Origin of the sequence: Pseudomonas fluorescens (genome assembly GCF_001307155.1) — a bacterium.
Lineage (GTDB): Bacteria > Pseudomonadota > Gammaproteobacteria > Pseudomonadales > Pseudomonadaceae > Aquipseudomonas > Aquipseudomonas helvetica.
Map to the genome: position 1 here is coordinate 5017380 of NZ_CP012830.1, position 24984 is coordinate 5042363.

The 24984-nt window shown below is 60.7% G+C and carries 13 protein-coding genes; 9 read left to right on the forward strand and 4 right to left on the reverse strand.

What is annotated here, in order from left to right:
* Positions 1-12: 12 nt before the first annotated feature.
* The 6 genes from AO353_RS22890 to AO353_RS22915 all read left to right on the forward strand — a co-directional run bounded on the left by AO353_RS22890 (position 13) and on the right by AO353_RS22915 (position 12411).
* Entirely contained in the window at positions 13-1335 is a 1323-nt protein-coding gene (locus AO353_RS22890; RefSeq protein WP_054597018.1) for an MdtA/MuxA family multidrug efflux RND transporter periplasmic adaptor subunit, read from the forward strand.
* Complete coding sequence (locus AO353_RS22895; RefSeq protein WP_054597019.1) at positions 1332-4436, forward strand: MdtB/MuxB family multidrug efflux RND transporter permease subunit; 3105 nt, start codon at positions 1332-1334, stop codon at positions 4434-4436. Before AO353_RS22890 ends, AO353_RS22895 begins: the two co-directional genes overlap by 4 nt.
* Positions 4433-7540, forward strand: coding sequence for an efflux RND transporter permease subunit (locus AO353_RS22900; RefSeq protein WP_054597020.1), 3108 nt, complete (start codon positions 4433-4435; stop codon positions 7538-7540). The genes AO353_RS22895 and AO353_RS22900 overlap by 4 nt, the downstream gene beginning before the upstream one ends.
* Positions 7537-9030, forward strand: a complete 1494-nt coding sequence (locus AO353_RS22905; protein ID WP_054597021.1) for an efflux transporter outer membrane subunit — start codon at positions 7537-7539, stop codon at positions 9028-9030. The genes AO353_RS22900 and AO353_RS22905 overlap by 4 nt, the downstream gene beginning before the upstream one ends.
* Positions 9031-9366: 336 nt before the next feature.
* Complete coding sequence (locus AO353_RS22910) at positions 9367-11448, forward strand: putative bifunctional diguanylate cyclase/phosphodiesterase (RefSeq protein ID WP_054597022.1); 2082 nt, start codon at positions 9367-9369, stop codon at positions 11446-11448.
* Positions 11449-11664: 216 nt separating this feature from the next.
* Positions 11665-12411: an SDR family oxidoreductase gene (locus AO353_RS22915; RefSeq protein WP_054597023.1), complete on the forward strand. Its 747-nt coding sequence runs from the start codon at positions 11665-11667 to the stop codon at positions 12409-12411.
* Here AO353_RS22915 and mapR read toward each other — a convergent pair.
* The 3 genes from mapR to AO353_RS22930 all read right to left on the reverse strand — a co-directional run bounded on the left by mapR (position 12408) and on the right by AO353_RS22930 (position 15849).
* Complete coding sequence (gene mapR / locus AO353_RS22920) at positions 12408-13817, reverse strand: GntR family transcriptional regulator MpaR (protein ID WP_054597024.1); 1410 nt, start codon at positions 13815-13817, stop codon at positions 12408-12410. The genes AO353_RS22915 and mapR overlap by 4 nt on opposite strands.
* A 190-nt stretch (positions 13818-14007) precedes the next feature.
* The gene (gene ccoG, locus AO353_RS22925) at positions 14008-15420 is read right to left on the reverse strand and encodes a cytochrome c oxidase accessory protein CcoG (RefSeq protein ID WP_054597025.1); all 1413 of its coding nucleotides are present in this window, start codon (positions 15418-15420) and stop codon (positions 14008-14010) included.
* Between the two features lie 195 nt (positions 15421-15615).
* Positions 15616-15849: a DUF3203 family protein gene (locus tag AO353_RS22930; protein ID WP_054597026.1), complete on the reverse strand. Its 234-nt coding sequence runs from the start codon at positions 15847-15849 to the stop codon at positions 15616-15618.
* 207 nt (positions 15850-16056) lie between these two features.
* Here AO353_RS22930 and AO353_RS22935 point away from each other — a divergent pair, with 207 nt between their 5' ends.
* The 3 genes from AO353_RS22935 to glgB all read left to right on the forward strand — a co-directional run bounded on the left by AO353_RS22935 (position 16057) and on the right by glgB (position 23808).
* On the forward strand, positions 16057-18054 hold the full coding sequence (locus AO353_RS22935) for an alpha-1,4-glucan--maltose-1-phosphate maltosyltransferase (protein ID WP_054597027.1): 1998 nt from the start codon (positions 16057-16059) through the stop codon (positions 18052-18054).
* A gap of 181 nt (positions 18055-18235) precedes the next feature.
* Positions 18236-21577 carry a maltose alpha-D-glucosyltransferase gene (treS, locus tag AO353_RS22940; RefSeq protein ID WP_054597028.1) on the forward strand — a complete coding sequence of 1114 codons (3342 nt, stop codon included), beginning with the start codon at positions 18236-18238 and terminating at the stop codon, positions 21575-21577.
* A complete protein-coding gene (gene glgB, locus AO353_RS22945; protein WP_054597029.1) occupies positions 21574-23808 on the forward strand; it encodes a 1,4-alpha-glucan branching protein GlgB in 2235 nt (744 codons plus the stop codon). Before treS ends, glgB begins: the two co-directional genes overlap by 4 nt.
* A gap of 84 nt (positions 23809-23892) precedes the next feature.
* Here the strand turns inward: glgB and AO353_RS22950 are convergent, their stop codons facing one another.
* Positions 23893-24759 carry a universal stress protein gene (locus AO353_RS22950; RefSeq protein ID WP_054597030.1) on the reverse strand — a complete coding sequence of 289 codons (867 nt, stop codon included), beginning with the start codon at positions 24757-24759 and terminating at the stop codon, positions 23893-23895.
* Positions 24760-24984: the final 225 nt, after the last annotated feature.

Here is a 24984-nt window from a genome sequence, read left to right on the forward strand (position 1 = left end):
CACACGCGCCCAATGGTTGATCATTCCATGCAATCCTCTGCTTCCCGTCATCCCCGTCGCTGGCTATTTGGCCTGCTGGTCCTGTTGGTCATTGCCGGCCTGTGCTGGAAGTTCTGGCCAGGCGGTACGGCTCACAAAGACGCCCCAGTAGCTAAAGCGGCGGCGGGGCATGTCGGCAAGTCTGGCGGGATGCGTCCGGGTTTTGGTGGCGCCACAGGACCGGTCCCGGTTCGGGTCGCGCCTGCTGTCGTGGGTGATTTCCCGCTCTATTACAAAGCGCTGGGCACGGTCACTGCGCTGAACACCATCAATGTGCGCAGCCGTGTGGGCGGTGAACTGGTGAAGATTGCGTTTGAAGAAGGGCAAATGGTCAAGGCAGGCGATCTGCTCGCCGAGATCGACCCGCGCCCTTACCAGAACGCCTTGCTGCAAGCCGAAGGCACGTTGCTGCAGAACCAGGCACAGTTGAAAAACGCGCAGGTGGATCTGGAACGCTATCGCGGTTTGTATGCGCAAGACAGTATCGCCAAACAGACCCTCGACACCGCAGCCGCGCTGGTGGGGCAGTACCAGGGCACGGTCAAGACCAATCAGGCGGCGGTCAACGACGCCAAACTCAATCTGGAATTCACCAGGATCCGTGCGCCGATTACCGGGCGCGTCGGCCTGCGGCAGCTGGACGTCGGCAACCTGGTGTCCGCCAATGACACCACGTCCCTGGCGGTCATTACCCAGACCCAGCCGATCAGCGTGGTCTTTACCTTGCCGGAAAACACGCTCGATACCGTGCTGACCCGCTACCACTCCGGTGCCAAACTGCCGGCTGAAGCCTGGGATCGTGGCGATACCAAATTGCAGGCCAGCGGTGTCTTGCAAAGCCTCGACAACCAAATCGACACCACCACCGGCACACTGAAATTCAAGGCACGCTACGACAACCGCGATCTGGCGCTGTTTCCGAATCAGTTCGTCAACGTCCGACTGCTGGCCGACACCCTCAAGGGCGTGGTGCTGGTGCCTTCGGCAGCCGTTCAGTTTGGCACCAACGGCACCTTTGCCTATGTCCTGGACGGTGACAAGAAAGTCACCATTCGCCCGTTGAAGATCGGTGCCAGCGATGGTGACAACACGGTGATCCAGGAAGGCTTGAAAGCCGGTGATCGCGTGGTTCTGGAAGGCACTGACCGCCTCAAGGAGGGCAGTGAAGTCGAGGTGGTCAACGACAGCAGTAATGTCGCCCCCGCGACCCCGACCCCGACCGAAAGCCAGGACCCATCGACCAACGCCACGACTGATCCGAAAGCCACCGGCAAGGCGCACAAGGGTCGCGCATGAACATCTCGCGGCTGTTTATCCTTCGCCCGGTAGCCACCACCCTGAGCATGCTGGCCATCGTTTTGGCCGGCATGATTGCCTACAAGTTGCTGCCGGTCTCGGCATTGCCTCAGGTCGACTACCCGACCATTCGGGTCATGACCCTGTACCCGGGCGCCAGTCCGGATGTAATGACCAGTGCGGTGACTGCGCCACTCGAGCGCCAGTTCGGGCAAATGCCCGGCCTGACCCAAATGGCCTCGACCAGTTCCGGCGGCGCCTCGGTGCTGACCCTGCGCTTCAGCCTCGACATCAACATGGACGTCGCCGAGCAGCAGGTGCAGGCGGCGATCAACGCGGCGACCAATCTGTTGCCCAAGGACTTGCCGGCACCGCCGGTGTACAACAAGGTCAACCCGGCGGACACCCCGGTGCTGACCCTGGCAATCACCTCCAAAACCATGCTGCTGCCCAAACTCAATGATTTGGTCGACACGCGCATGGCGCAGAAAATCGCCCAGATCAGTGGCGTCGGCATGGTCAGCATCGCCGGCGGCCAGCGTCAGGCCGTGCGGATCAAGGTCAACCCGGAAGCCCTGGCGGCCAACGGCTTGAACCTGTCGGACGTACGCACCTTGATCGGCGCGTCCAACGTCAACCAGCCCAAAGGCAACTTCGACGGCCCGACCCGGGTCTCGATGCTCGATGCCAACGATCAGTTGACCTCGCCCAAGGACTACGCCGAACTGATTCTGGCCTACAAGAACGGCGCGCCGTTGCGACTCAAGGATGTCGCGCAGATTGTCGATGGCGCCGAAAACGAACGCCTCGCCGCGTGGGCCAATGAAAACCAGGCCGTGCTGCTGAACATCCAGCGCCAGCCGGGTGCCAACGTGATCGAGGTGGTCGACCGGATCAAGGCCCTGTTGCCAAGCATCACCGATAACCTGCCGGCCGGCCTCGACGTTACCGTGCTGACCGACCGCACCCAGACCATCCGCGCGTCCGTCACCGACGTGCAGCACGAACTGTTGATCGCCATCGCCCTGGTGGTGATGGTGACGTTCCTGTTCTTGCGCCGGGCCAGCGCCACGATCATTCCGTCGATTGCCGTGCCGTTGTCGTTGATCGGCACCTTTGGCGTGATGTACCTGGCCGGTTTTTCGGTCAACAACCTGACCTTGATGGCGTTGACCATTGCCACCGGTTTTGTGGTGGACGACGCGATCGTCATGCTGGAAAACATTTCGCGCTTCATCGAGGAGGGCGACAGCCCGTTGCAGGCGGCGCTCAAGGGCGCCAAGCAGATCGGTTTCACCCTGATATCGCTGACGTTGTCGCTGATTGCGGTATTGATTCCACTGTTGTTCATGGCCGATGTAGTGGGGCGGCTGTTCCGCGAGTTTGCGATTACCCTGGCGGTGGCGATCCTGATTTCCCTGGTGGTTTCGCTGACCCTGACGCCAATGATGTGCGCGCGGTTGCTCAAGCGTGAACCCAAGCCAGAAGAACAGGGCCGCTTCTACCGGGCCAGCGGTGCGTGGATCGACTGGCTGATCGCCGCCTACGGGCGCAAGTTGCAGTGGGTGCTCAAGCATCAGCCGCTGACCTTGCTGGTGGCCGTCGCTACCCTGGGCCTGACGGTGTTCCTGTACATCGTGGTACCCAAGGGCTTTTTCCCGGTGCAGGACACCGGGGTAATCCAGGGTATTTCCGAGGCGCCGCAGTCGATTTCCTTCGCCGCCATGAGCCAGCGCCAGCAGGAGCTGGCCAAGGTCATCCTGGCCGATCCGGCGGTGCAAAGCCTGTCGTCCTATATCGGAGTCGACGGCGACAACGCGACCCTCAACAGCGGGCGCTTGCTGATCAACCTCAAGCCGCACAAAGAACGTGATCTGAGCGCGGCCCAGGTGATCAGCCGGTTGCAGCCGCAGCTGGACAAACTGGTGGGCATTCGTCTGTTCATGCAGCCGGTGCAGGACCTGACCATCGAAGACCGGGTCAGCCGCACACAGTACCAATTCAGCATGTCGTCGCCGGATGCCGAGATGCTCAGCCTGTGGAGCGGGCGACTGGTCGAGGCGCTGCACAAGCAACCCGAGCTGACTGACGTTGCCAGTGACTTGCAGGACAAGGGCTTGCAGGTCTATCTGGTGATCGACCGTGACGCGGCTTCGCGAATCGGCGTTTCGGTGTCGAACATCACCGACGCGCTGTACGACGCTTTTGGCCAGCGCCAGATCTCGACCATTTACACCCAGGCCAGCCAGTACCGCGTGGTGATGCAGGCGCAGGACGGCGAAAAGATCGGCCCGCAGGCGCTGGAGCAGATTCACGTCAAGACCACCAATGGCGGCCAGGTGCGGCTGTCCAGCCTGGCCCACGTCGAAGAGCGCCAGGCGCAATTGGCGATTGCGCACATCGGCCAGTTCCCGGCAGTGATGATGTCCTTCAACCTCGCGCCCGGCGTGGCGCTGGGGCAGGCCGTCGAGCTGATCAACAAGGTGCAGCAGGACATCGGCATGCCGCTTGGCGTGCAGACTCAGTTCCAGGGTGCGGCCCAAGCGTTCGAAGCCTCGTTGTCGAGTACCTTGCTGCTGATTCTGGCGGCGGTGGTGACCATGTACATCGTGCTCGGCGTGCTGTACGAGAGCTACATTCACCCGATCACCATTCTCTCGACATTGCCATCGGCGGCGGTCGGCGCCTTGCTGGCGTTGATTCTCAGCGGCAACGACCTGGGCATGATCGCGATCATCGGCATCATCTTGCTGATCGGCATCGTCAAGAAGAACGCGATCATGATGATCGACTTCGCCCTCGACGCCGAGCGCAATCAGGGCATGGACCCGGCGACCGCGATTTATCAGGCGGCGCTGCTGCGTTTCCGGCCTATCCTGATGACCACCCTGGCCGCGTTGTTTGGCGCGGTGCCGTTGATGCTCGCCACCGGTTCGGGTGCTGAACTGCGCCAGCCATTGGGTCTGGTGATGGTCGGTGGCCTGCTGGTGAGCCAGGTGCTGACGCTGTTTACCACGCCGGTGATCTATCTGTACTTCGACCGCCTCGGTCGGCGCTGGCGACGTGCGCCTGAGCGCCTGGAGCCGGTAGAGCAGCCATGAACCTGTCCGGACCTTTCATTCGCCGGCCGGTAGCGACGATGCTGCTGAGCCTGGCGATCATGTTGCTGGGCGGTGTGAGTTTCGGCTTGCTGCCGGTGTCGCCGCTGCCGCAAATGGATTTCCCGGTGATCGTGGTGTCGGCGAGCCTGCCGGGCGCGAGCCCCGAGGTCATGGCCTCCACGGTGGCGACGCCGCTGGAGCGATCCTTCGGCGCCATCGCCGGGGTCAACACCATGAGCAGCCGATCCAGCCAGGGTTCGACCCGGGTGATCCTGCAATTTGACATGGACCGCGACATCAATGGCGCGGCGCGAGAAGTGCAAGCGGCGATCAACGCCTCGCGCAACCTGCTGCCCAGCGGTATGCGCAGCATGCCGACCTACAAGAAGGTCAATCCGTCCCAGGCGCCGATCATGGTGCTGTCGCTGACCTCGGACGTACTGGAAAAAGGTCAGCTTTATGACCTGGCCTCGACCATCCTTTCGCAAAGCCTGTCTCAAGTGCCCGGTGTCGGCGAGGTGCAGATTGGCGGCAGTTCGTTGCCGGCAGTGCGCATCGAGCTTGAACCGCAACTGCTGAACCAGTACGGCGTGGCGCTGGATGATGTACGCAACACCATTGCCAACGCCAACGTGCGCCGGCCCAAGGGTTCGATCGAAGACGACCAGCGGATGTGGCAGGTCCAGGCCAACGACCAGTTGGAGAAGGCCAAGGATTATGAACCGCTGATCATTCGCTACCAGAATGGCTCGGCGTTGCGCCTGGGTGATGTGGCCAAGGTTCGCGACAGCGTCGAAGACCGCTACAACAGCGGTTTCTTCAACGATGACGCGGCGGTGCTGTTGGTGATCAACCGTCAGGCCGGCGCCAACATCATTAAAACGGTCAACGATATCAAGGCGCAGTTGCCGGCGTTGCAGGCGGTGTTGCCGGCCAGCGTCAAACTGAACCTGGCGATGGACCGTTCACCGGTGATCAAGGCGACCTTGCACGAAGCGGAAATGACCCTGCTGATTGCCGTGGCGCTGGTGATTCTGGTGGTCTATCTGTTTCTCGGTAACTTCCGTGCGTCGTTGATCCCGACGCTGGCGGTACCGGTGTCGCTGGTCGGTACGTTCGCGGTGATGTACCTCTATGGCTTTTCGCTGAACAACCTGTCGCTGATGGCGCTGATTCTGGCCACGGGGCTGGTGGTGGACGATGCCATCGTGGTGCTCGAAAACATTTCGCGGCACATCGACGAAGGGATCGCGCCGATGAAGGCGGCGTACCTGGGCGCCAAGGAAGTCGGTTTTACCCTGCTGTCGATGAACGTCTCACTGGTGGCGGTGTTCCTGTCGATTCTGTTCATGGGCGGGATCATCGAGAGCCTGTTCCGTGAGTTCTCGATCACCCTGGCGGCGTCAATCGTGGTGTCGCTGGTGGTCTCGCTGACCCTGACGCCGATGCTCTGCGCCCGCTGGCTGAAACCCCACACTCCAGGCGAAGAAAACCGTTTGCAGCGTGCCAGCCGGCGCGCCAACGACTGGATGGTCAAGCACTATTCCAGCGGCCTGGATTGGGTGCTGCGTCACAAGCGGCTGACGCTGCTCAGCCTGTTTGTCACCATTGGCGTCAATATCGCCTTGTATGTGGTGGTGCCCAAGACCTTCCTGCCGCAGCAGGACACCGGTCAACTGATCGGTTTTGTCCGCGGCGACAATGGCCTGTCGTTCAACGTCATGCAGCCGAAAATGGAAACCTTCCGCCGTGCAGTGCTGAAAGACGCTGCTGTGGAAAGTGTCGCCGGTTTTATCGGCGGGACCAACGGCACCAATAACGCTTTCATGCTGGTACGCCTGAAGCCGATCAAGGAACGCAATATTTCTGCGCAGAAGGTCATCGAACGCCTGCGCAAGGAAATGCCCAAGGTCGCCGGTGCCCAATTGATGTTGATGGCCGACCAGGACTTGCAGTTTGGCGGTGGCCGCGAGCAGACCACCTCGCAATACACCTACATCCTGCAAAGCGGCGATTTATCGGCGTTGCGCGAGTGGTATCCAAAGGTCGTCACCGCACTCAAGGCATTGCCTGAACTGACGGCCATCGACGCCCGCGAAGGGCGAGGTGCCGCGCAGGTGACACTGGTGGTCGATCGTGACCAGGCCAAACGCCTGGGGGTCGACATGTCGATGGTCACCGCAGTGCTGAACAACGCCTATAGCCAGCGCCAGATATCGACCATTTACGACAGTCTCAACCAGTATCAGGTGGTGATGGAGGTCAATCCGAAATACGCCCAGGACCCGATCACCCTCAATCAGGTCCAGGTGATTACCGCTGCCGGCGCGCGCATTCCGTTGTCGGCGATTGCCCACTATGAAAACAGCCTGGAAAACGACCGGGTCAGCCATGAAGGGCAGTTCGCTTCCGAAAGCATTTCTTTTGATATGGCCGAAGGCGTCACCGTTGAACAAGGCTCGGCCGCCATCGAACGGGCGATTGCCAAGCTGGGGTTGCCGGAAGAAGTGATCGCCAAGATGGCCGGCACTGCCGACGCTTTCGCGGCGACCCAGAAGAGTCAGCCGTGGATGATTCTCGGTGCGCTGGTGGCGGTGTATCTGGTGTTGGGCGTGCTGTACGAAAGTTATGTGCACCCGCTGACGATCCTCTCGACATTACCTTCGGCAGGGGTCGGTGCGTTGCTGTCGATCTATGTGCTGGGCGGCGAGTTCAGCCTGATTTCGCTGCTCGGGCTGTTTTTGCTGATCGGCGTGGTGAAGAAAAACGCCATTCTGATGATCGACCTCGCGCTACAACTTGAACGCCATCAGGGCATGGAACCGCTGGAGTCGATTCGCAGTGCGTGTCTGTTGCGTCTGCGGCCGATTCTGATGACCACCCTGGCGGCGATTCTGGGCGCTTTGCCGTTGTTGCTCAGCACCGCCGAAGGCGCGGAAATGCGCCAGCCACTGGGCCTGACCATTATCGGCGGGTTGATTTTCAGCCAGGTGCTGACGCTTTTTACCACCCCGGTGGTTTACCTCTATCTCGACCGTTTGCGCCATCGGGTCAACCGCTGGCGTGGGGTTCGTACCGATGCTTCTCTGGAAACTCCGCTATGACTGACCGTTGCCCACTCAACCTCGACGCACCGATGGCCCGGCGCCTGGTATCGGCCCGAGGTTCGCGTTTACTGAGTCTTTCGCTCAGCGTCTTGATGCTCAGTGCCTGCGCCATCGGCCCGGACTATCAGCGTCCGACAGTGGCCGAGCCGGCACAGTACAAGCAGGCAGACGGCTGGCGTCAGGCGACACCGAGTGACTCATTGGCGCGTGGCGCCTGGTGGGAACTGTACGGTGATCAGCAGCTCAACGGGCTGGTCGAAAAACTCAACAGTGCCAACCAGACCGTTGCCCAGTCCGAAGCCCAGTACCGTCAGGCTCAGGCGTTGGTACGCAGTGCCCGAGGTGCGTTTTTTCCGACGGTTGATCTGAGCGCCGGGAAAACCCGTTCGAGTCAAGGCACCGGTAGCAGCAGTTCGAGCCTGAGCAGTACCAACAGTGGTATCCGCGACACCTATAACACTCAGCTTGGGGTGAGTTGGGAAGCGGACGTCTGGGGCAAATTGCGTCGCGGCCTGGAAGCCGACAAGGCCAGTGCCCAAGCGAGTTTTGCCGACCTGGCCGCGATGCGCCTGAGCCAGCAATCGGAGCTGGTGCAGAACTACCTGCAATTGCGAGTGATCGACCAGCAAAAGCGCCTGCTGCAAGCCACGGTCGAGAATTATCAGCGCTCGCTGCAAATGACTGAAAACCAGTACCGCGCGGGAGTGTCCGGCAAGGACGCGGTGGCCCAGGCGCAAACCCAACTGAAAAGCACTCAGGCCGACATGGTCGACCTGATCTGGCAGCGTGCGCAGTTCGAGAACGCGATTGCGGTGCTGATCGGCTTGCCGCCGGCTGACTTCAACCTGGCAGAAACCCAGAACATTCCAGCATTGCCGCAGGTACCGCTGAGCCTGCCCTCGCAACTGCTGGAGCGACGCCCGGACATTGCCTCCGCCGAGCGTTCGGTGATTGCCGCCAACGCCAACATCGGCGTGGCCAAGGCAGCCTACTACCCGGACCTGACCTTGAGTATGAGTGGCGGCTACAGCAGTAGCACTTACTCTAACCTGATCAGCTTGCCGAACCGTTTCTGGTCGGTAGGGCCGAAACTCGCCATGACCTTGTTCGATGGCGGTCAGCGCTCGGCGGAAGTCGACCGAACCGAGGCGGCCTACGACCAGACCGTGGCCAAGTATCGGCAAACCGTGCTCGACGGGTTCCGCGAAGTCGAAAACTACCTGGTGCAGCTCAAGGTCATGGAAGACGAAGCGGCGGTGCGCCAGGAAGCGCTGGATGCGGCCCGCGAGTCGTTGCGCCTGACCCTGAACCAGTACAAGGCCGGGTTGATCGCCTACCTTGATGTGGTGGTGGTCCAGGCCACAGCGCTGAGCAACGAGCGTAGCGTGCTGACCTTGCAGCAAAGCCGGCTGATTGCCAGCGTGAACTTGATCGCCGCGTTGGGCGGTGGCTGGGATGGTCAGACCCAGATCAGCGAAAAAAACTAGGGTAGAGCGCTTCTGTGGCGAGGGAGCTTGCTCCCGCTGGGCTGCGAAGCGGCCCCAAAACCTGCGACCGCGTCATTTCAGTCACACCGCAATGGCTGGCTTCACGACTGCTGCGCCCGAACGCGGACCGGCCCATCGGGAGCAAGCTCCCTCGCCACAAATTGCAGTCAGCCTTACGCTCTGTAAGGGCATGTTCTGCCTTGTTTCAGACTGTCCGTCGCGCTAATGGCCTTTTGGTTACTTTGTGAGTGCGTTCGTTGATGGAATCAGTACAATCGCGCACTTTGCCCCAACGAGCATGGATGCAGTCCAGCGGGGGCGTCACGAGAAGTTCTGATGCTCATCGGTAGCTATTCCCCCGCGCTGGTTCTGATCTCCCTTTGCGTGGCGATTCTTGCCTCCTATACCGCCCTGGACCTGACCGGTCGTATCGCAACCGCCAAAGGCCGCGCAGTTCATTTTTGGACGGCGGGTGGCGCGTTGGCGATGGGTATCGGCGTCTGGTCGATGCACTTCATTGGCATGCTGGCATTCAGGTTGCCGATCATCCTCGGCTACGATATCGGTATCACCGCGTTGTCGCTGGTGATCGCCATTCTGTCCTGCGGGTTCGCGCTGTGGCTGGTCAGCCAGCCGCGTATGCCGGGCTGGCAACTGGCGTTTGGCGCATTGATCATGGGCGCGGGCATCAGCGGCATGCATTACACCGGCATGGCCGCCATGCGCATGCAGCCGGGTATCGATTACGATCCGACATTGTTTGGTGCTTCGCTGGTGATCGCGGTCGGCGCTTCAGCCGCGGCATTGTGGATTGCCTTTCGTTTACGCCAGAACACCCCGTATGTACGCCTCGTTCGTGGCGGCGCCGCGGTGATCATGGGTATCGCAATTGTCGGTATGCACTACACAGGGATGGCGGCCGCACGGTTTGCCGAGGGCAGCTATTGCGGCGCGACAGTCGACGGTTTGAGTGGCAAGGGCCTGGACAATCTGGTGCTGGTCACCACTCTGGCAGTGTTGAGCATCGCGCTGCTGACGTCGATCCTCGATGCACGCCTGGAAGCACGCACCGCCGAGTTGGCCAATTCCTTGACCCTGGCCAACCGCGAACTCACCCAGCTGGCATTGCACGACCCCCTGACCGGGTTGCCGAACCGTGTACTGCTGGCCGATCGCATCGATCAAGCCATGCATGTGGTGCAGGAGCAGGGCGGCTGTTTTGCGTTGATGTTCATCGATCTCGATGGTTTTAAACCGGTCAACGATGCCTTTGGTCACCATATAGGCGACCAGTTGCTGCGCGAAGTCGGCGTACGTTTGCGCGAGGACCTGCGCGGCCAGGACACGCTGGCGCGGATAGGCGGCGATGAATTCGTGTTGCTGGTACAGCTCGCCGAACCTGACGATGCCTTGCGCCTGGCGGCGCGTCAGGTGGGGTTGATCTCGCGCGCATTCCGGGTCGCCGAGCACGATTTGCAGATCTCTGCCAGTGTTGGCATTGCCGTATACCCTGGCAACGGACAGACCCCGCAAGAACTGCTGATGAACGCCGACGCGGCGATGTATCACGCCAAGGGCGCGGGCAAGAACGGCCACAGCTTCTTCGACGCCTCGATGAATACCAACGCCCGCAAGCAACTGCAAATGCTTCAGGATTTGCGTAATGCGCTTGAGCAACAGCAATTCAGCCTGCACTACCAACCCAAGTTTGACGCCAGCAATGGTCGGCCGGTCGGTGCCGAAGCCTTGCTGCGCTGGGAACACCCGACCCTGGGCATGCTGCTGCCGGACAAGTTCATCGAACTGGCGGAGAAAACCGGGTTGATCATTCCGATCGGCGACTGGGTGCTCAACGAAGCGTGCCGGCAAATGAGCCTCTGGCGCAGCCAGGGTTACACCCATTGGCGTATTGCAGTGAATCTCTCGGCGTTGCAGTTCTGTCATGCCGGGCTGGTTCAAAGCGTCGCCAAAGCCTTGGCCACTCACCGTTTGCCGGCTAACAGCCTGACCCTGGAAATCACCGAAACCACCGCCATGAGCGATGCCGACGCGAGCATGACGGTGCTCCAGCAACTGTCGGAAATGGGCGTCGACCTGTCCATCGACGACTTCGGTACCGGTTACTCGAGCTTGATGTACCTCAAGCGCCTGCCGGCCAATGAGCTGAAGATCGACCGTGGTTTTGTCCGTGACCTTGAGCGCGACAGCGATGACGCGGCGATCGTCTCGGCCATCGTCGCCCTTGGGCAGGCGCTGGGTTTGCGCATCGTCGCCGAAGGCGTGGAAACCGATGTGCAACAGGACTTCCTGACTCAGCTAGGCTGTGATTCCTTGCAGGGCTACCTGCTCGGCCACCCGTTACCGGCCGACAGGTTCATGGTCGATATACACCGGGCCGAGCAATTGGTGACGGGTTGATTGACCTCTGTGGCGAGGGAGCTTGCTCCCGTCGGCCGGTCCGCGTTCGGGCGAAGCAGTCGTAAACCTGGCTTGCCGTGGTGGAGGTCAGGAGCGCTGCGCACTCCAGCGGGAGCAAGCTCCCTCGCCACAGTGGCAGTGACAGGCCATGCAAAACCCGGCGTTGGCGGTTATTCTTGCGGCGCAAGGCTTTGGGTTCGAATGGGGGGATTGAGCATGGACAAAGTCATCGTTATCACTGGCGGCAGTCGCGGTATCGGCGCTGCTACAGCGCTCCTGGCGGCTGAGCAGGGCTATCGAATCTGCATCAACTACCAGGCCGATGAGCAGGCTGCGCAACAGGTCCTCGAGCAAGTCCGCGCGCTCGGCGCCCAGGCGATTGCGGTGCGCGCTGACGTCAGCATCGAAGATGAAGTGATCAGCCTGTTCCATCGCGTCGACACCGAGCTGGGCCGAGTCACCGCACTGGTGAACAACGCCGGCACCGTCGGACAAAAGTCGCGGGTCGATGAAATGTCCGAATTCCGCATTCTGAAAGTCCTGAAAACCAATGTCCTGGCGCCGATTCTCTGCGCCAAGCATGCACTGCTGCGCATGTCACCCAGACACGGCGGGCAGGGCGGCAGCATCGTCAACGTCTCCTCGGTCGCCTCGCGCCTCGGTTCGCCGGGAGAATACGTCGACTACGCAGCCTCCAAGGGTGCGCTGGATACGTTCACCGTCGGCCTGTCCAAGGAAGTCGCCGGCGAAGGCATCCGCGTCAATGCCGTGCGTCCCGGCTACATCTACACCGACTTCCATGCCCTGAGCGGTGACCCGGATCGGGTCAGCAAGCTTGAATCGGGCATTCCCATGGCCCGCGGCGGCCGCCCGGATGAAGTGGCGGAGGCGATTATCTGGCTGCTGTCGGACAAGGCTTCTTATGCGACCGGGACCTTTGTTGATTTGGGTGGCGGGCGTTAAAAAGATCGCACAATCCTGCCTAAGGTCTCCATGGCCTTTTCGGTATCCTCGGTCCACGGGCTGCCGTAGTTCAAGCGAATACAATTCCTGAAGCGCTGGGTCGGTGAAAAGATCGGTCCCGGCGCAATGCTGATGCCTTGGGCCAACGCCATCTGGAACAACTTTAACGAATCCATCTGCGAAGGCAATTCCAGCCACAGGAAGTAGCCGCCGGCCGGCTGGCTGACGCGGGTCTGGGCCGGGAAGTAGCGGGCGATGGCCGCGAGCATGGCGCTTTGCTGTTCTTCGAGGGCGTAGCGCAGTTTGCGCAGGTGGCGGTCGTAGCCGCCGTGTTGCAGGTAATCGGCGATTGCCGCCTGGGCCGGCATCGAGGCGCAGAGCGAAGTCATCAGTTTCAGCCGTTCGATTTTTTGCGCATAACGCCCGGCGGCGACCCAACCGATGCGGTAACCGGGCGCGAGGCTCTTGGCGAAGGACCCGCAGTGCATCACCAGCCCTTCGGTGTCGAAGGCTTTGGCCGGTTTCGGTGCCTGCTGGCCGTAATAGAGCTCGGCGTAGACATCGTCCTCGATCAGCGGCACCTGATGGCTGCGCAACAACTCGACCAGTTCCTGTTTCTTGGCCTCGGGCATGGTTGCGCCCATGGGGTTCTGGAAACTGGTCATGCACCAGCATGCTTTGATCGGATGGCGCTCGAGGGTTTGCGCCAACACGCCGAGGTCGATGCCGTCGCGCGGGTGCACGGGAATTTCCACGGCTTTGAGTTTGAGTCGCTCAAGCACTTGCAGGCTGGCATAGAACGCCGGGGCTTCGATGGCCACCAGGTCGCCGGGTTCGGTGACCGCTTGCAGGCACAGGTTCAGCGCTTCGAGCGCGCCGTTGGTGATCAGCAGTTCTTCCATGGGCAGCATCAGGCCGCCGACCATGTAGCGCAGGGCGATTTGCCGACGCAATTGCGGATTGCCCGGCGACATGTCGGTCACCACCATGCGTGGGTCCATTTCCCGGGCGGCACTGGCCAGTGAGCGTGACAGGCGTTGCAGTGGAAACAGCGTCGGGCTCGGGAAGGCCGAGCCGAAGGGTACGGTGTTCGGGTCCTTGATCGAGTCGAGTACCGAGAACACCAGTTCGCTGACATCGACTTCGGTGGATTCGTTGACCTGGCTGCTGATCACCGGCTCCGAGAACGGGCTCGGCGCGTGGGTGTTGACGAAGTAGCCGGAGCGCGGCCGGGCGCGGATCAGCCCGCGACGCTCCAGCAGGTAATAAGCCTGAAACACTGTGGACGGGCTGACCCCGTAAGTCTGGCTGGCGTAACGCACCGAGGGTACACGCTGGCCTGGGCCGAGCACCCCGGAGCGGATCAGTTCAGCAATGTCGTCAGCGAATTTTTCGTAGCGTTTCATCTAGGACCCGGATTTGACGGAAAACAGGCGGCGCAGATCCTGTGGTGAGGGGGCTTGCCCCCGTTCGGCTGCGCAGCAGTCGTAAACCTGTGTGCGTGTTCTACCTGACACGCCGCGGTGCCTGACTTGGGGGCGCTTTGCGCCCCAGCGCGGGCAAGCCCGCTCGCCACAGGGTTGGCAGTTTAAAGGCTCAACGATTCAACGGTGCAACAAAACGGCTCTGTGCCACGCTGTTCACCGAAGGTTCATCGCTGTCAGTGATCTTGAAGCTGATCGTCTGCGAGCTGCTGCTTGGCTTGTCGGTGGTCATGGCCACTGAAACAGGCACATCGACAATTTCTCCCGGCGCCAGGCTCAACTCGGTCTTGCCCTGCAACTGGAAGCCGTCGCCGTCCAGCAGAGACAAGCGATAGTCCTGCCGCTGCTGGGTTTTGTTGATGACTTTGAGGCTGTAGATGTTTTCGATCTGCCCCAGGCTGTTTTCGCGAAACAGGCCACGGTCCTTGCTGACGTCCAGCGATACCATCGACCGCTCCATCAGCGCCAGCGTCAGTGCACCAATCATTACCACCAGCACCGCGGTGTAGCCGATCAACCGAGGCCTGAGCAAGTGCGTCTTGCCACCTTGCAACTCATGCTCGGAGGTGTAGCTGATCAGGCCACGGGCATAGCCCATTTTGTCCATGATCGAATCGCAGGCGTCGATACATGCCGCGCAACCAATGCACTCCATCTGCAAGCCGTCGCGAATGTCGATGCCGGTCGGGCAGACCTGCACGCACAGGTGACAGTCGATGCAATCGCCCAGACCCGCGTCGGCAGGCTTCACCTCGCGTTTGCGCGGGCCACGGCTTTCGCCACGGGCGGCGTCGTAGGAGATGGTCAGCGTGTCTTTGTCGAACATCACGCTCTGGAACCGTGCATACGGACACATATGCATGCACACCGCTTCTCGCAGCCAACCGGCGTTGATGTAGGTCGCGCCGGTGAAGAACAGCACCCAAAACAGACTGACGCCGCCCATTTGCAGGGTCAGCAGCTCATTGGCCAGTGGGCGAATCGGCGTGAAGTAGCCGACAAACGTCAGCCCCGTCAGCACACTGATGGCCAGCCACATCGTGTGTTTGGCCGAACGACGCAGCAGTTTGTTCAGGCCCCAGGGGGCGGCTTGCAGTTTGATCCGCTGATTGCGCTCGCCCTCGGTGACCTTTTCGCACCACATGAACAGCCAGGTGAAGGAGCTCTGCGGGCAGGTGTAGCCACACCAGACTCGTCCGGCGAACACGGTGATTGCGAACAGGCCGAAGGCGCAGATGATCAGCAGCGCCGAGAGCAGGATGAAATCCTGCGGCCAGAAGGTCGCGCCGAAGATGTGGAATTTGCTTTCCGACAAGTCCCAGAGCACCGCCTGCCGGCCGCCCCAGTTCAGCCAAACAGTGCCGAAAAACGCCAGGAACAGAAACCCCGCGCCGCTCAGGCGCAAGGTGCGGAACAAACCGGTGAAGCTGCGGGTGTGAATCTGGTTGTCGCTGGATTTGGCCTTCATCTTTGGACGCGAAGGCTCGAATGTCTCTACTAATCGGACGGGGATTCTATCGCTCATGGTCTTTCGCTCATCAGCCTCCATCAGGCCGATCAACTATGACCACCGAACTGTTTGCATAACAGACTCAGGTATTGGATTAAAAAGCGGATCAGATGAGTTCTTGATCCGCCCCTGCGACAACTTGATGCACCCCGGCAGGCGCGGCGACAGTGCCTGTCACAGGTGTCTGCGGCGGTCTGTGATCTGCGTCAGTCAAATCACCGAATCACTGCTGGTGACCATCAGGTGCCGGCGACCATCGGTGGCACCTGCTACGGTTAATGCGTCGGCTTCTGCTTCGGTGATGTAGAAACGCTGGCCATCGAGGTCCACCGCCGACATGGCTTTGTCCGCGTCGGTAATGATGGTCACATCGGCAGCGAGGCGAATCTCTTCGCCATTCTCGGTAATGAAGAAGCAGACCTGGTTTTCGATTCGCATGGTCATGGGGGTCACCCTTTTCTGCGGGATCTAAAGGTTAGGGCACAGGTCTTGCTCATCGTTCTGTGTAACCGATTAGTGGTCATGGAGCGTGGCTAAAGTGAAAGGATCTGAACTTTTAGCAGCGCCCGGCGCTCGGAACCTAAGTAGCGTCATGCAAGCAGCACACGATCAAGCACAGGAGCGTCCATGGGGCGTAAGGGGCCAGGCTCGATGACGACTGAAAAACCGACGGAGCTGCAGTACAACCCGCAACTGCCACTGTCGCAGGCCTTGCTGCTGCCGCGGATTATTATCGAAAACACCATGCCTGTGATCGATGGCGGCCAGTTCGCGGCCAAGGCTATTGAGCGCCAGGCTGTAAAGGTGACTAGCAAGGTTTTCGCTGACGGTCACGACGTGCTTGCGGTGCGCGTGCGTTGGCGTGTCGAGGCTGACTCGATCTGGCAAAGCGAAGTCATGACCGATCTCGGTAATAACACCTGGCAGGGGCAGTTCAGCGTCGCAATGCCAGGAAGGTATCGGTTTTGTATCGAGGCCTGGATCGATCAGTTCGCCAGTTTCTGTCATGAACTGGAAAAGAAACACACAGCGGGTGTGCCGGTCAGCCTGGAACTGCAGGAAGGGCGCATCCAGGTGCTGCAGGCGGCGGAGCGCAGTGACGGTCCGTTGAGCAAGAAACTTACGGCGCTGCACCATGAGCTGGCCGGGCTGCTTGAAACCGAGCAAGTCGCGCTGTTTCTGCACCCGCGCAGTGCCGGGCTGATGGCCGAGGCCGATCTGCGTCCCTACCTCAGCCTGAGTCCGGAGTATCCGCTGGACGTCGAGCGTGAACGTGCGCAGTTCGCCAGTTGGTATGAGTTGTTTCCCCGCTCGATCACCGATGATCCGGATCGCCACGGTACGTTCAACGATGTGCATTCACGTCTGGCGATGATCCAGGACATGGGCTTTGACGTGTTGTACTTTCCGCCGATCCACCCGATTGGTCGCAGCTATCGCAAAGGTCCCAATAATGCCCTGACTGCCGGCCCTGATGACCACGGCAGCCCGTACGCCATCGGCGGTATCGAGGGGGGGCATGAGGCGATTCACCCGCAGTTGGGCAGTCGCGAGGACTTCCGTCGTCTGGTCAAGGCCGCCGCCGCGCACGGGCTGGAGATCGCTTTGGATTTCGCGATTCAATGCTCCCAGGACCATCCGTGGCTGAAGCAGCATCCGGGCTGGTTCAACTGGCGGCCGGACGGCACCATCAAATACGCCGAAAACCCGCCGAAGAAATACCAGGACATCGTCAACGTCGACTTCTACGCCAGCGAGGCGATTCCCAGCCTGTGGCTGGAGCTGCGGGACATTGTGGTCGGCTGGGTCGAGGAGGGCGTGAAGATCTTCCGGGTCGACAATCCGCACACCAAACCCTTGCCGTTCTGGCAGTGGCTGATCGGCGATGTGCGGGCGTTGTATCCCGAGGTGATCTTCCTGGCCGAGGCCTTTACCACCCCGGCGATGATGGCGCGCCTGGGCAAGGTCGGTTACTCCCAGAGCTACACCTACTTCACCTGGCGTAACACCAAGCACGAATTGGTGACGTACCTCACCGAGCTGAACCAGTCGCCCTGGCGCGAGTGCTTCCGGCCCAACTTTTTCGTCAATACGCCCGACATCAACCCAGGCTTTCTCCATGAGTCGGGCCGCGCCGGCTTTCTGATCCGGGCTGCGCTGGCGACCATGGGTTCGGGCCTGTGGGGCATGTATTCGGGGTTTGAATTGTGCGAGTCGGCGCCAGTGCCGGGCAAGGAGGAATACCTCGATTCCGAGAAGTATGAAATCCGTGTCCGGGACTTCACTGCGCCGGGCAACATCATCGCCGAGATCGCCCAGCTCAACCGTATTCGCCGGCAAAACCCGGCCTTGCACAGCCATTTGGGCCTGCAGGTCTACAACGTGTGGAACGACAACATTCTGTACTTCGGTAAACGCACGGCCGATGGCAGCAATTTTATTCTGGTGGCGGTCAGCCTCGACCCGTTCAACGCCCAGGAAGCGCACTTCGAATTGCCACTGTGGGAGATGGGCTTGCCCGACGACGCGGTGACCCAGGGTGAAGACCTGATGAACGGCCACCGCTGGGACTGGCACGGCAAGACTCAATGGATGCGCATCGAGCCGTGGAACCAGCCGTTCGGGATATGGCGGATTACGGCAACTTGAAGTTGATGCAGTTTTTTGTGGCGAGGGGGCTTGCCCCCGCCCGGCTGCGTAGCAGTCGTAAAGTCTGCGCACGCGGTGTGCCTGAAAAATGGGCTCTCTGGACCGGGGTCTGCTTCGCAGCCCAACGGGGGCAAGCCCCCTCGCCACAGAAATGCCTCATCGAATCGAGCAGGAGTTTCCAATGGCGAAGAAACCCAGGTCAGCCACCTTCAGCAATGACCCGCTCTGGTACAAGGATGCGGTGATTTATCAGGTCCACGTAAAGTCTTATTTCGACTCCAACAACGACGGAATCGGCGACTTTCCCGGTTTGATCGCCAAACTGGATTACATCGCCGAGCTGGGCGTCAACACCATCTGGTTGCTGCCGTTTTACCCCTCGCCACGCCGCGACGATGGCTACGACATTGCCGAATACCGTGGCGTACACCGCGACTACGGAACGCTCACCGACGCCAAGCGCTTTATCGCCGAGGCTCACAATCGAGGCTTGCGGGTGATCACCGAACTGGTCATCAACCACACCTCCGATCAACATCCCTGGTTTCAACGGGCGCGCAAGGCCAAGCCAGGCTCGGCTGCGCGGGACTTTTATGTCTGGTCCGATGACGATCAAAAGTACGACGGCACGCGGATCATTTTTCTCGACACCGAAAAGTCCAACTGGACCTGGGACCCGGTGGCCGGCCAATACTTCTGGCACCGTTTTTATTCGCACCAACCGGACTTGAACTTTGATAACCCGCAGGTCATGAAAGCCGTGCTCTCGGTGATGCGCTACTGGCTGGACCTGGGCATCGACGGCCTGCGCCTGGATGCGATTCCCTATCTGATCGAGCGCGACGGCACCAACAACGAGAACCTGCCCGAGACCCATGCGGTGCTCAAGCAGATTCGCGCCGAGATCGACGCCCATTACCCGGACCGCATGCTGCTGGCCGAAGCCAACCAGTGGCCGGAAGACACTCAGTTGTATTTCGGTGATGTTCATGGCGATAACGGCGACGAATGCCACATGGCCTTTCACTTCCCGCTGATGCCGCGCATGTACATGGCGCTGGCCCAGGAAGACCGTTTTCCGATCACCGATATCCTGCGCCAGACGCCGGAGATTCCGGCCAACTGCCAATGGGCGATTTTCCTGCGCAACCATGATGAGCTGACCCTGGAGATGGTCACCGACAAGGAGCGCGATTACCTGTGGAACTACTACGCGGCTGACCGCCGCGCGCGGATCAACCTCGGCATTCGTCGACGCCTGGCACCGCTGATGGAGCGAGACCGGCGCCGCGTCGAGCTGCTCAACAGCCTGCTGCTGTCGATGCCCGGGACGCCGACGCTGTACTACGGCGACGAAATCGGCATGGGCGACAATATCTATCTCGGCGACCGCGATGGCGTGCGCACGCCGATGCAGTGGTCGATCGACCGTAATGGCGGGTTTTCCCGCGCCGACCCGGCGAGCCTGGTGCTGCCGCCGATCATGGACCCGCTCTACGGTTACTTGTCGGTGAACGTCGAAACCCAGGCCGGCGATCCGCATTCATTGCTGAACTGGACCCGGCGCATGCTGGCGATCCGCAAGCAGTCCAAGGCCTTCGGTCGGGGCAGCTTGAAAATGCTCTCGCCGAGCAACCGGCGGATTCTGGCGTATACCCGTGAATACACCGGTGATGACGGCAAACACGAAATCATCCTGTGCGTAGCCAACGTCTCGCGCAGTGCCCAGGCGGCTGAGCTGGACCTTTCGGCCTTCGCTGGCATGGTTCCCGTGGAAATGCTCGGCGGCAATGCTTTCCCGCCGATTGGCCAGCTCAACTTTCTGCTGACCCTGGCGCCGTACGGCTTTTACTGGTTTGTGCTGGCAGCGGAAAACCAGATGCCGAGCTGGCACGTCGAGCCTGCGCAAAGCTTGCCGGACTTCACCACTCTGGTACTAAAAAAGCGCATGGAAGAGCTGCTCGAGGCGCCATCGCGCACCATTCTGGAGCAAAGTGCGCTGCCGAGCTGGTTGCACAATCGACGTTGGTTCGCCGGCAAGGACTCCCGTATCGAAACGGTGCACATTGCCTACGGTGTGCGTTTTGGTGATCCGCTGCATCCGGTGCTGTTCAGCGAAATCGAGGTGGTCAACGACGGTCAGACCAGCCGTTACCAACTGCCGTTCGGGTTTCTCGCCGAAGACCAGGTGGGCGCCGCATTGCCGCAGCAACTGGCGTTGGCGCGAGTTCGGCGCGGGCGGCAAGTGGGCTTGGTGACGGACGCGTTCAGTCTCGACAGCTTCGTTCGAGCGGTGATCCAGGCGATGCAGGCGTACACGGTGCTGGACGCCAGTGACGGCGAAATTCGTTTCGAACCGAGCGCCGGGCTGGCGGACCTCAATCTGCAGGCTGACTGCGATGTGCGCTACTTGTCGGCCGAGCAATCCAACAGCTCCGCGGTGATTGGCGGCAGCGTGGTGCTCAAGCTGATCCGCAAGGTCGCCAGCGGCGTGCATCCGGAGCTGGAGATGGGCGCATACCTGACGTCCGCCGGGTTCAAGCATATTTCACCGCTGCTCGGCTCGGTGATTCGCCGTGATAGGCAAGGTGAAGACACTCTGCTGATGATCGCCCAAGGGTATCTGAGCAATCAGGGCGATGCCTGGGAATGGACCCAGAACAACCTTGAGCGGGCGATTCGCGATGAGTTGGCCGAGGCCATCTCCGAGCAGGAACAGCACTACAACGCGCTCGGTGAATTGAAAGATTTCGCTGGCATGCTCGGTCAGCGGCTCGGGGAAATGCACCAGATACTGGCCGCGCCCGGTGACAACCCGGCGTTTGGTTCGCGGGTCAGTACGCACAAGGATCAGCAGGCATTGGCGAAAGCGATTGCTGCACAGCTGGAGCACGCCTTGCAGTTGCTCAAACAGCATCAGGCCCGGCTGAGCCCGGAGGACCAGGTGTTGGTGGTGCGTTTGCAGGAGCAGAAGAGAGCCATCCTCAGGCACATTCAGGAGCTGGCGGCAAAAGCGGTGGGTGGTTTGCAGATGCGTGTCCACGGTGATCTGCACCTGGGCCAGGTGCTGGTGATCAAGGGTGATGCCTACCTGATCGATTTCGAGGGGGAACCGGCGCGGCCATTGCATGAGCGAAGAGGCAAGCACAGTCCGTACAAGGATGTCAGCGGCGTGCTGCGTTCGTTCGATTACGCAGCGGCGATGGCCCTGGATGGGCAAGGGGTTGAAGTCACCGCGCAGACGCTGGCAGCACGTCAACGGGTGACGGAGCGTTATTTGCGTGAGGCCACCGCAACGTTTGTTCAGGCGTATCGGCAGGCAGCAGCTAGTCTTGCTCATGCTTGGCAGGATCCTGCAGCCGAAGACGCTGCACTGGCGTTGTTCTGCCTGGAGAAGGCGGCCTATGAAGTGGGGTATGAAGCGGAAAATCGTCCTGCCTGGTTGCCTGTGCCATTGCACGGTTTATACGGGTTGTTGAGTGGACTCAAACCCTTTTCCTATGTGAGTGGAGAGCAGTCATGACGGAGCCATCATTGAGGGAGCAGGGACAGGTGAAAGAAGCGCTGCTGCCAGCGGCGCGAGACATTGAGGCGCTGGTGCGCGCCGAGCATCAGGATCCCTTTGCGATACTCGGACCCCATGCAGATGGGGCCGGCGGTCAGTTCATTCGTGCCTACCTGCCGGACGCCTTGAGCGTGCAGGTGATCGCCCGTGACTCCGGCGAAGAACTCGGCAGCTTGAACCCGACCGAAGTGCCGGGGTTGTTCGTCGGGCATTTCGACCGGGCGCAGGCTTATCTGTTGCGTACCCGATGGGCGGGTGGCGAGCAGACCGCAGAGGACCCTTACAGCTTCGGTCCGTTGTTGGGCGAGATGGATTTGTATCTGTTCGCCGAGGGTAATCACCGGGACCTCAGTGCGTGTCTGGGGGCGCAGCTGAAGAACGTCGAGGGTGTCGACGGCGTGCGTTTTGCCGTGTGGGCGCCGAATGCCCGGCGGGTCTCGGTGGTCGGCGATTTCAACGTCTGGGATGGTCGTCGTCACCCGATGCGGCTGCGTCATCCGTCCGGGGTCTGGGAGCTGTTTGTTCCGCGCTTGCAGGCCGGTGAAGCGTACAAGTACGAAATTCTCGGTGCCCACGGGATTCTGCCGCTGAAGGCTGACCCCGTGGCACTGGCGACACAGCTACCGCCTGACACAGCCTCGAAAGTCGCCTCACCGTTGCATATCGAATGGCAGGATCAGGACTGGATGCAGACACGCGGCGAGCGCCACCGGCCGAGCGCGCCGCTGTCGATCTATGAGCTGCATGCCGGTTCCTGGCAGTGCGAAGTGGATGACGTCGGTGAAGTGGCGCGCCAATACCATTGGGGCGAGCTGGCCGAGCATCTGATCCCTTATGTGCAGAAACTCGGCTTCACCCATATTGAACTGATGCCGATCATGGAGCACCCGTTCGGCGGTTCCTGGGGGTATCAGCCATTATCGCAATTCGCCCCGAGCGCCCGTTACGGCTCGCCCAGTGACTTTGCCGCGTTCGTCAACGCCTGCCACCTGGCCGATATCGGTGTGATCCTCGATTGGGTGCCGGCGCATTTTCCCACCGATACCCATGGCCTCGCGCAGTTCGACGGCACCGCGCTGTACGAGTACGGCAACCCGCTCGAAGGTTTTCACCAGGACTGGGACACGCTGATTTACAACCTCGGACGCACCGAAGTACATGGCTTCATGCTGGCGTCGGCGTTGCACTGGCTCAAGCATTTTCACGTCGATGGGCTGCGGGTCGATGCAGTGGCTTCGATGCTGTATCGCGACTATTCACGCAAGGCCGGCGAGTGGGTACCCAATCGCCATGGCGGTCGGGAGAACCTCGAAGCCATCGATTTTGTCCGCCATCTCAACGATGTGATCGACCTCGAAGCCCCCGGTGCGCTGGTGATTGCCGAGGAGTCGACGGCCTGGCCGGGTGTCAGCCAGGGCACGCAGCATGGCGGGTTAGGGTTCGACTACAAATGGAACATGGGCTGGATGCACGATTCGCTGCATTACATTCAGCAGGACCCGGTCTACCGCGCCCATCATCACAACGAACTGAGCTTTGGCCTGGTTTACGCCTGGTCCGAACGCTTCATCCTGCCGATTTCCCACGACGAAGTGGTCCACGGCAAACACTCGCTGATCGACAAGATGCCCGGCGATCGCTGGCAGAAGTTCGCCAACTTGCGTGCCTACCTGAGTTTCATGTGGGGGCACCCGGGTAAAAAACTGCTGTTCATGGGCTGTGAGTTCGGCCAGTGGCGCGAATGGAATCACGACCAGCAGCTGGATTGGTACTTGCTGCAATACCCGGAACACCGCGGCGTGCAAAAACTGGTGACTGACCTCAACCAGCTCTACCGCGAAGAGCCGGCGCTGCACGATCAGGACGATGTGCCGCAGGGCTTCCAATGGCTGATCGGCGATGACGCGATGAACAGCGTCTATGCCTGGCTGCGTTGGAGCAAGGAAGGGCGGCCGGTGCTGGTAGTGGCTAACTTTACACCGGTGCCGCGTCCGGCGTATCGGATTGGCGTGCCCATTGGCGGGCGCTGGAATGAAGTGTTCAACAGCGATGCGGGCATCTACGCCGGCTCCAACTATGGCAATGGCGGCGGTGTGATGACCGAAGAGGAGGGCAGCCACGGCCAACCCTTGTCGCTGGTGCTGAATCTGCCGCCGTTGGCGGTGTTGATGTTGCGTCCAGAGGGTTGATGTTGAGCTGATGTGCTGACTGGCTTCGATTGCCGACTCCTGCGCAGGATGGTGATCCTGCGCAGGAACGGCGACCGGTTGCGCTTACTTGCCGCTGGTCACCAGTTCTTCCAGGTGATCCATGATTTCCTGTGGCTTGAGCACCAGCACATCGCTTTCCAGCGAATCGAGCACCACTTCCGCGGTGTTTCCGATCAAGGCCCCCGAGAACCCGGTACGCGCCACAGTGCCGATGACCGTCACCGACGCCTGCAATTTATGCGCGATGTAGGGAATCAGCACATCGGCAGGACCTTCTTCGATATGCAGGTGATCATCGTCGATGTCGAACTCGGCCTGGAACGCCTTGCACGCTTCGCGGTAACGGGCCTCGATAGTTTCCTTGAGCTGGAACACCGGGTCGGCCGCCGAGAGCATGGGCGACGGATGGGCGCTGATGACGTGCAGATGGGCCTTGGCCAGGTGAGCGATGTCGAAGCCATGATCGACGATGCTCGCATGCAGCACGCGGTGCTCGGGGTCGTTGTTGCCCACGTCGATGGCCGCCAGAATCGTCCCGCCGGTCCAGGGTTTCGAGGTCTTCACCAGTAACACCGGGCTCGGGCACTGGCGCAGCAGTTTCCAGTCCGCTGGGGTCAGCAGGGCTTTCTTCAGCGGGTTGTCCGGGAAGTGTTGCTTGATCACCAGCCCGCAACCCTCGGCCTGCTGCACATCGATGATGGTTTCATGCAGGCTTTTGTTCCAGGCTTGCTCGGTGGTGACACTGTGGCCGTCTTCCTGCAGGCTGGCTTTGAGCACACTCAACAGCGCCGAGTGATCATGCTCTTTATCGCAGATCAGCAAGTGCAGATGCGCCTGAGTCACCCCGGCGATCATCTTGGCGCGCTTGAGGGCCAGACTCTCCTCGGGCAAGGGTTCGATGACCACCAGGATGCTGCGGATGGCTTGCATGGTCGGAATCTCCGATGAATGAAAAACACGTCGTTGCACAACTATAGTTGCTGGTCGTGAACTCGGGTCTTGATGCATATCAAGTCTGGCGACTGGTGGTCTGCCGGCAGGCACGTATAATCGGCCCCCTTCGCTGTGAACCTATTGCCCGTGAGCCTCATGTTACTGAACCCTGAAATCGTCGCCGTCCTGCCCAATGGTCCTGTTGAACTGTCGGAAGTGAGC

Excerpts from the sequence above, each read along its gene's own strand:
- AO353_RS22915 (WP_054597023.1), top strand. The coding sequence starts at position 11,665 with ATGGACAAAGTCATCGTTATCACTGGCGGCAGTCGCGGTATCGGCGCT.
- AO353_RS22935 (WP_054597027.1), top strand. The coding sequence starts at position 16,057 with ATGACGACTGAAAAACCGACGGAGCTGCAGTACAACCCGCAACTGCCA.
- mapR (WP_054597024.1), bottom strand. The coding sequence starts at position 13,817 with ATGAAACGCTACGAAAAATTCGCTGACGACATTGCTGAACTGATCCGC.
- ccoG (WP_054597025.1), bottom strand. The coding sequence starts at position 15,420 with ATGAGCGATAGAATCCCCGTCCGATTAGTAGAGACATTCGAGCCTTCG.
- AO353_RS22900 (WP_054597020.1), top strand. The coding sequence starts at position 4,433 with ATGAACCTGTCCGGACCTTTCATTCGCCGGCCGGTAGCGACGATGCTG.
- AO353_RS22910 (WP_054597022.1), top strand. The coding sequence starts at position 9,367 with ATGCTCATCGGTAGCTATTCCCCCGCGCTGGTTCTGATCTCCCTTTGC.
- AO353_RS22950 (WP_054597030.1), bottom strand. The coding sequence starts at position 24,759 with ATGCAAGCCATCCGCAGCATCCTGGTGGTCATCGAACCCTTGCCCGAG.
- treS (WP_054597028.1), top strand. The coding sequence starts at position 18,236 with ATGGCGAAGAAACCCAGGTCAGCCACCTTCAGCAATGACCCGCTCTGG.
- AO353_RS22890 (WP_054597018.1), top strand. The coding sequence starts at position 13 with ATGGTTGATCATTCCATGCAATCCTCTGCTTCCCGTCATCCCCGTCGC.
- glgB (WP_054597029.1), top strand. The coding sequence starts at position 21,574 with ATGACGGAGCCATCATTGAGGGAGCAGGGACAGGTGAAAGAAGCGCTG.
- AO353_RS22930 (WP_054597026.1), bottom strand. The coding sequence starts at position 15,849 with ATGACCATGCGAATCGAAAACCAGGTCTGCTTCTTCATTACCGAGAAT.
- AO353_RS22895 (WP_054597019.1), top strand. The coding sequence starts at position 1,332 with ATGAACATCTCGCGGCTGTTTATCCTTCGCCCGGTAGCCACCACCCTG.
- AO353_RS22905 (WP_054597021.1), top strand. The coding sequence starts at position 7,537 with ATGACTGACCGTTGCCCACTCAACCTCGACGCACCGATGGCCCGGCGC.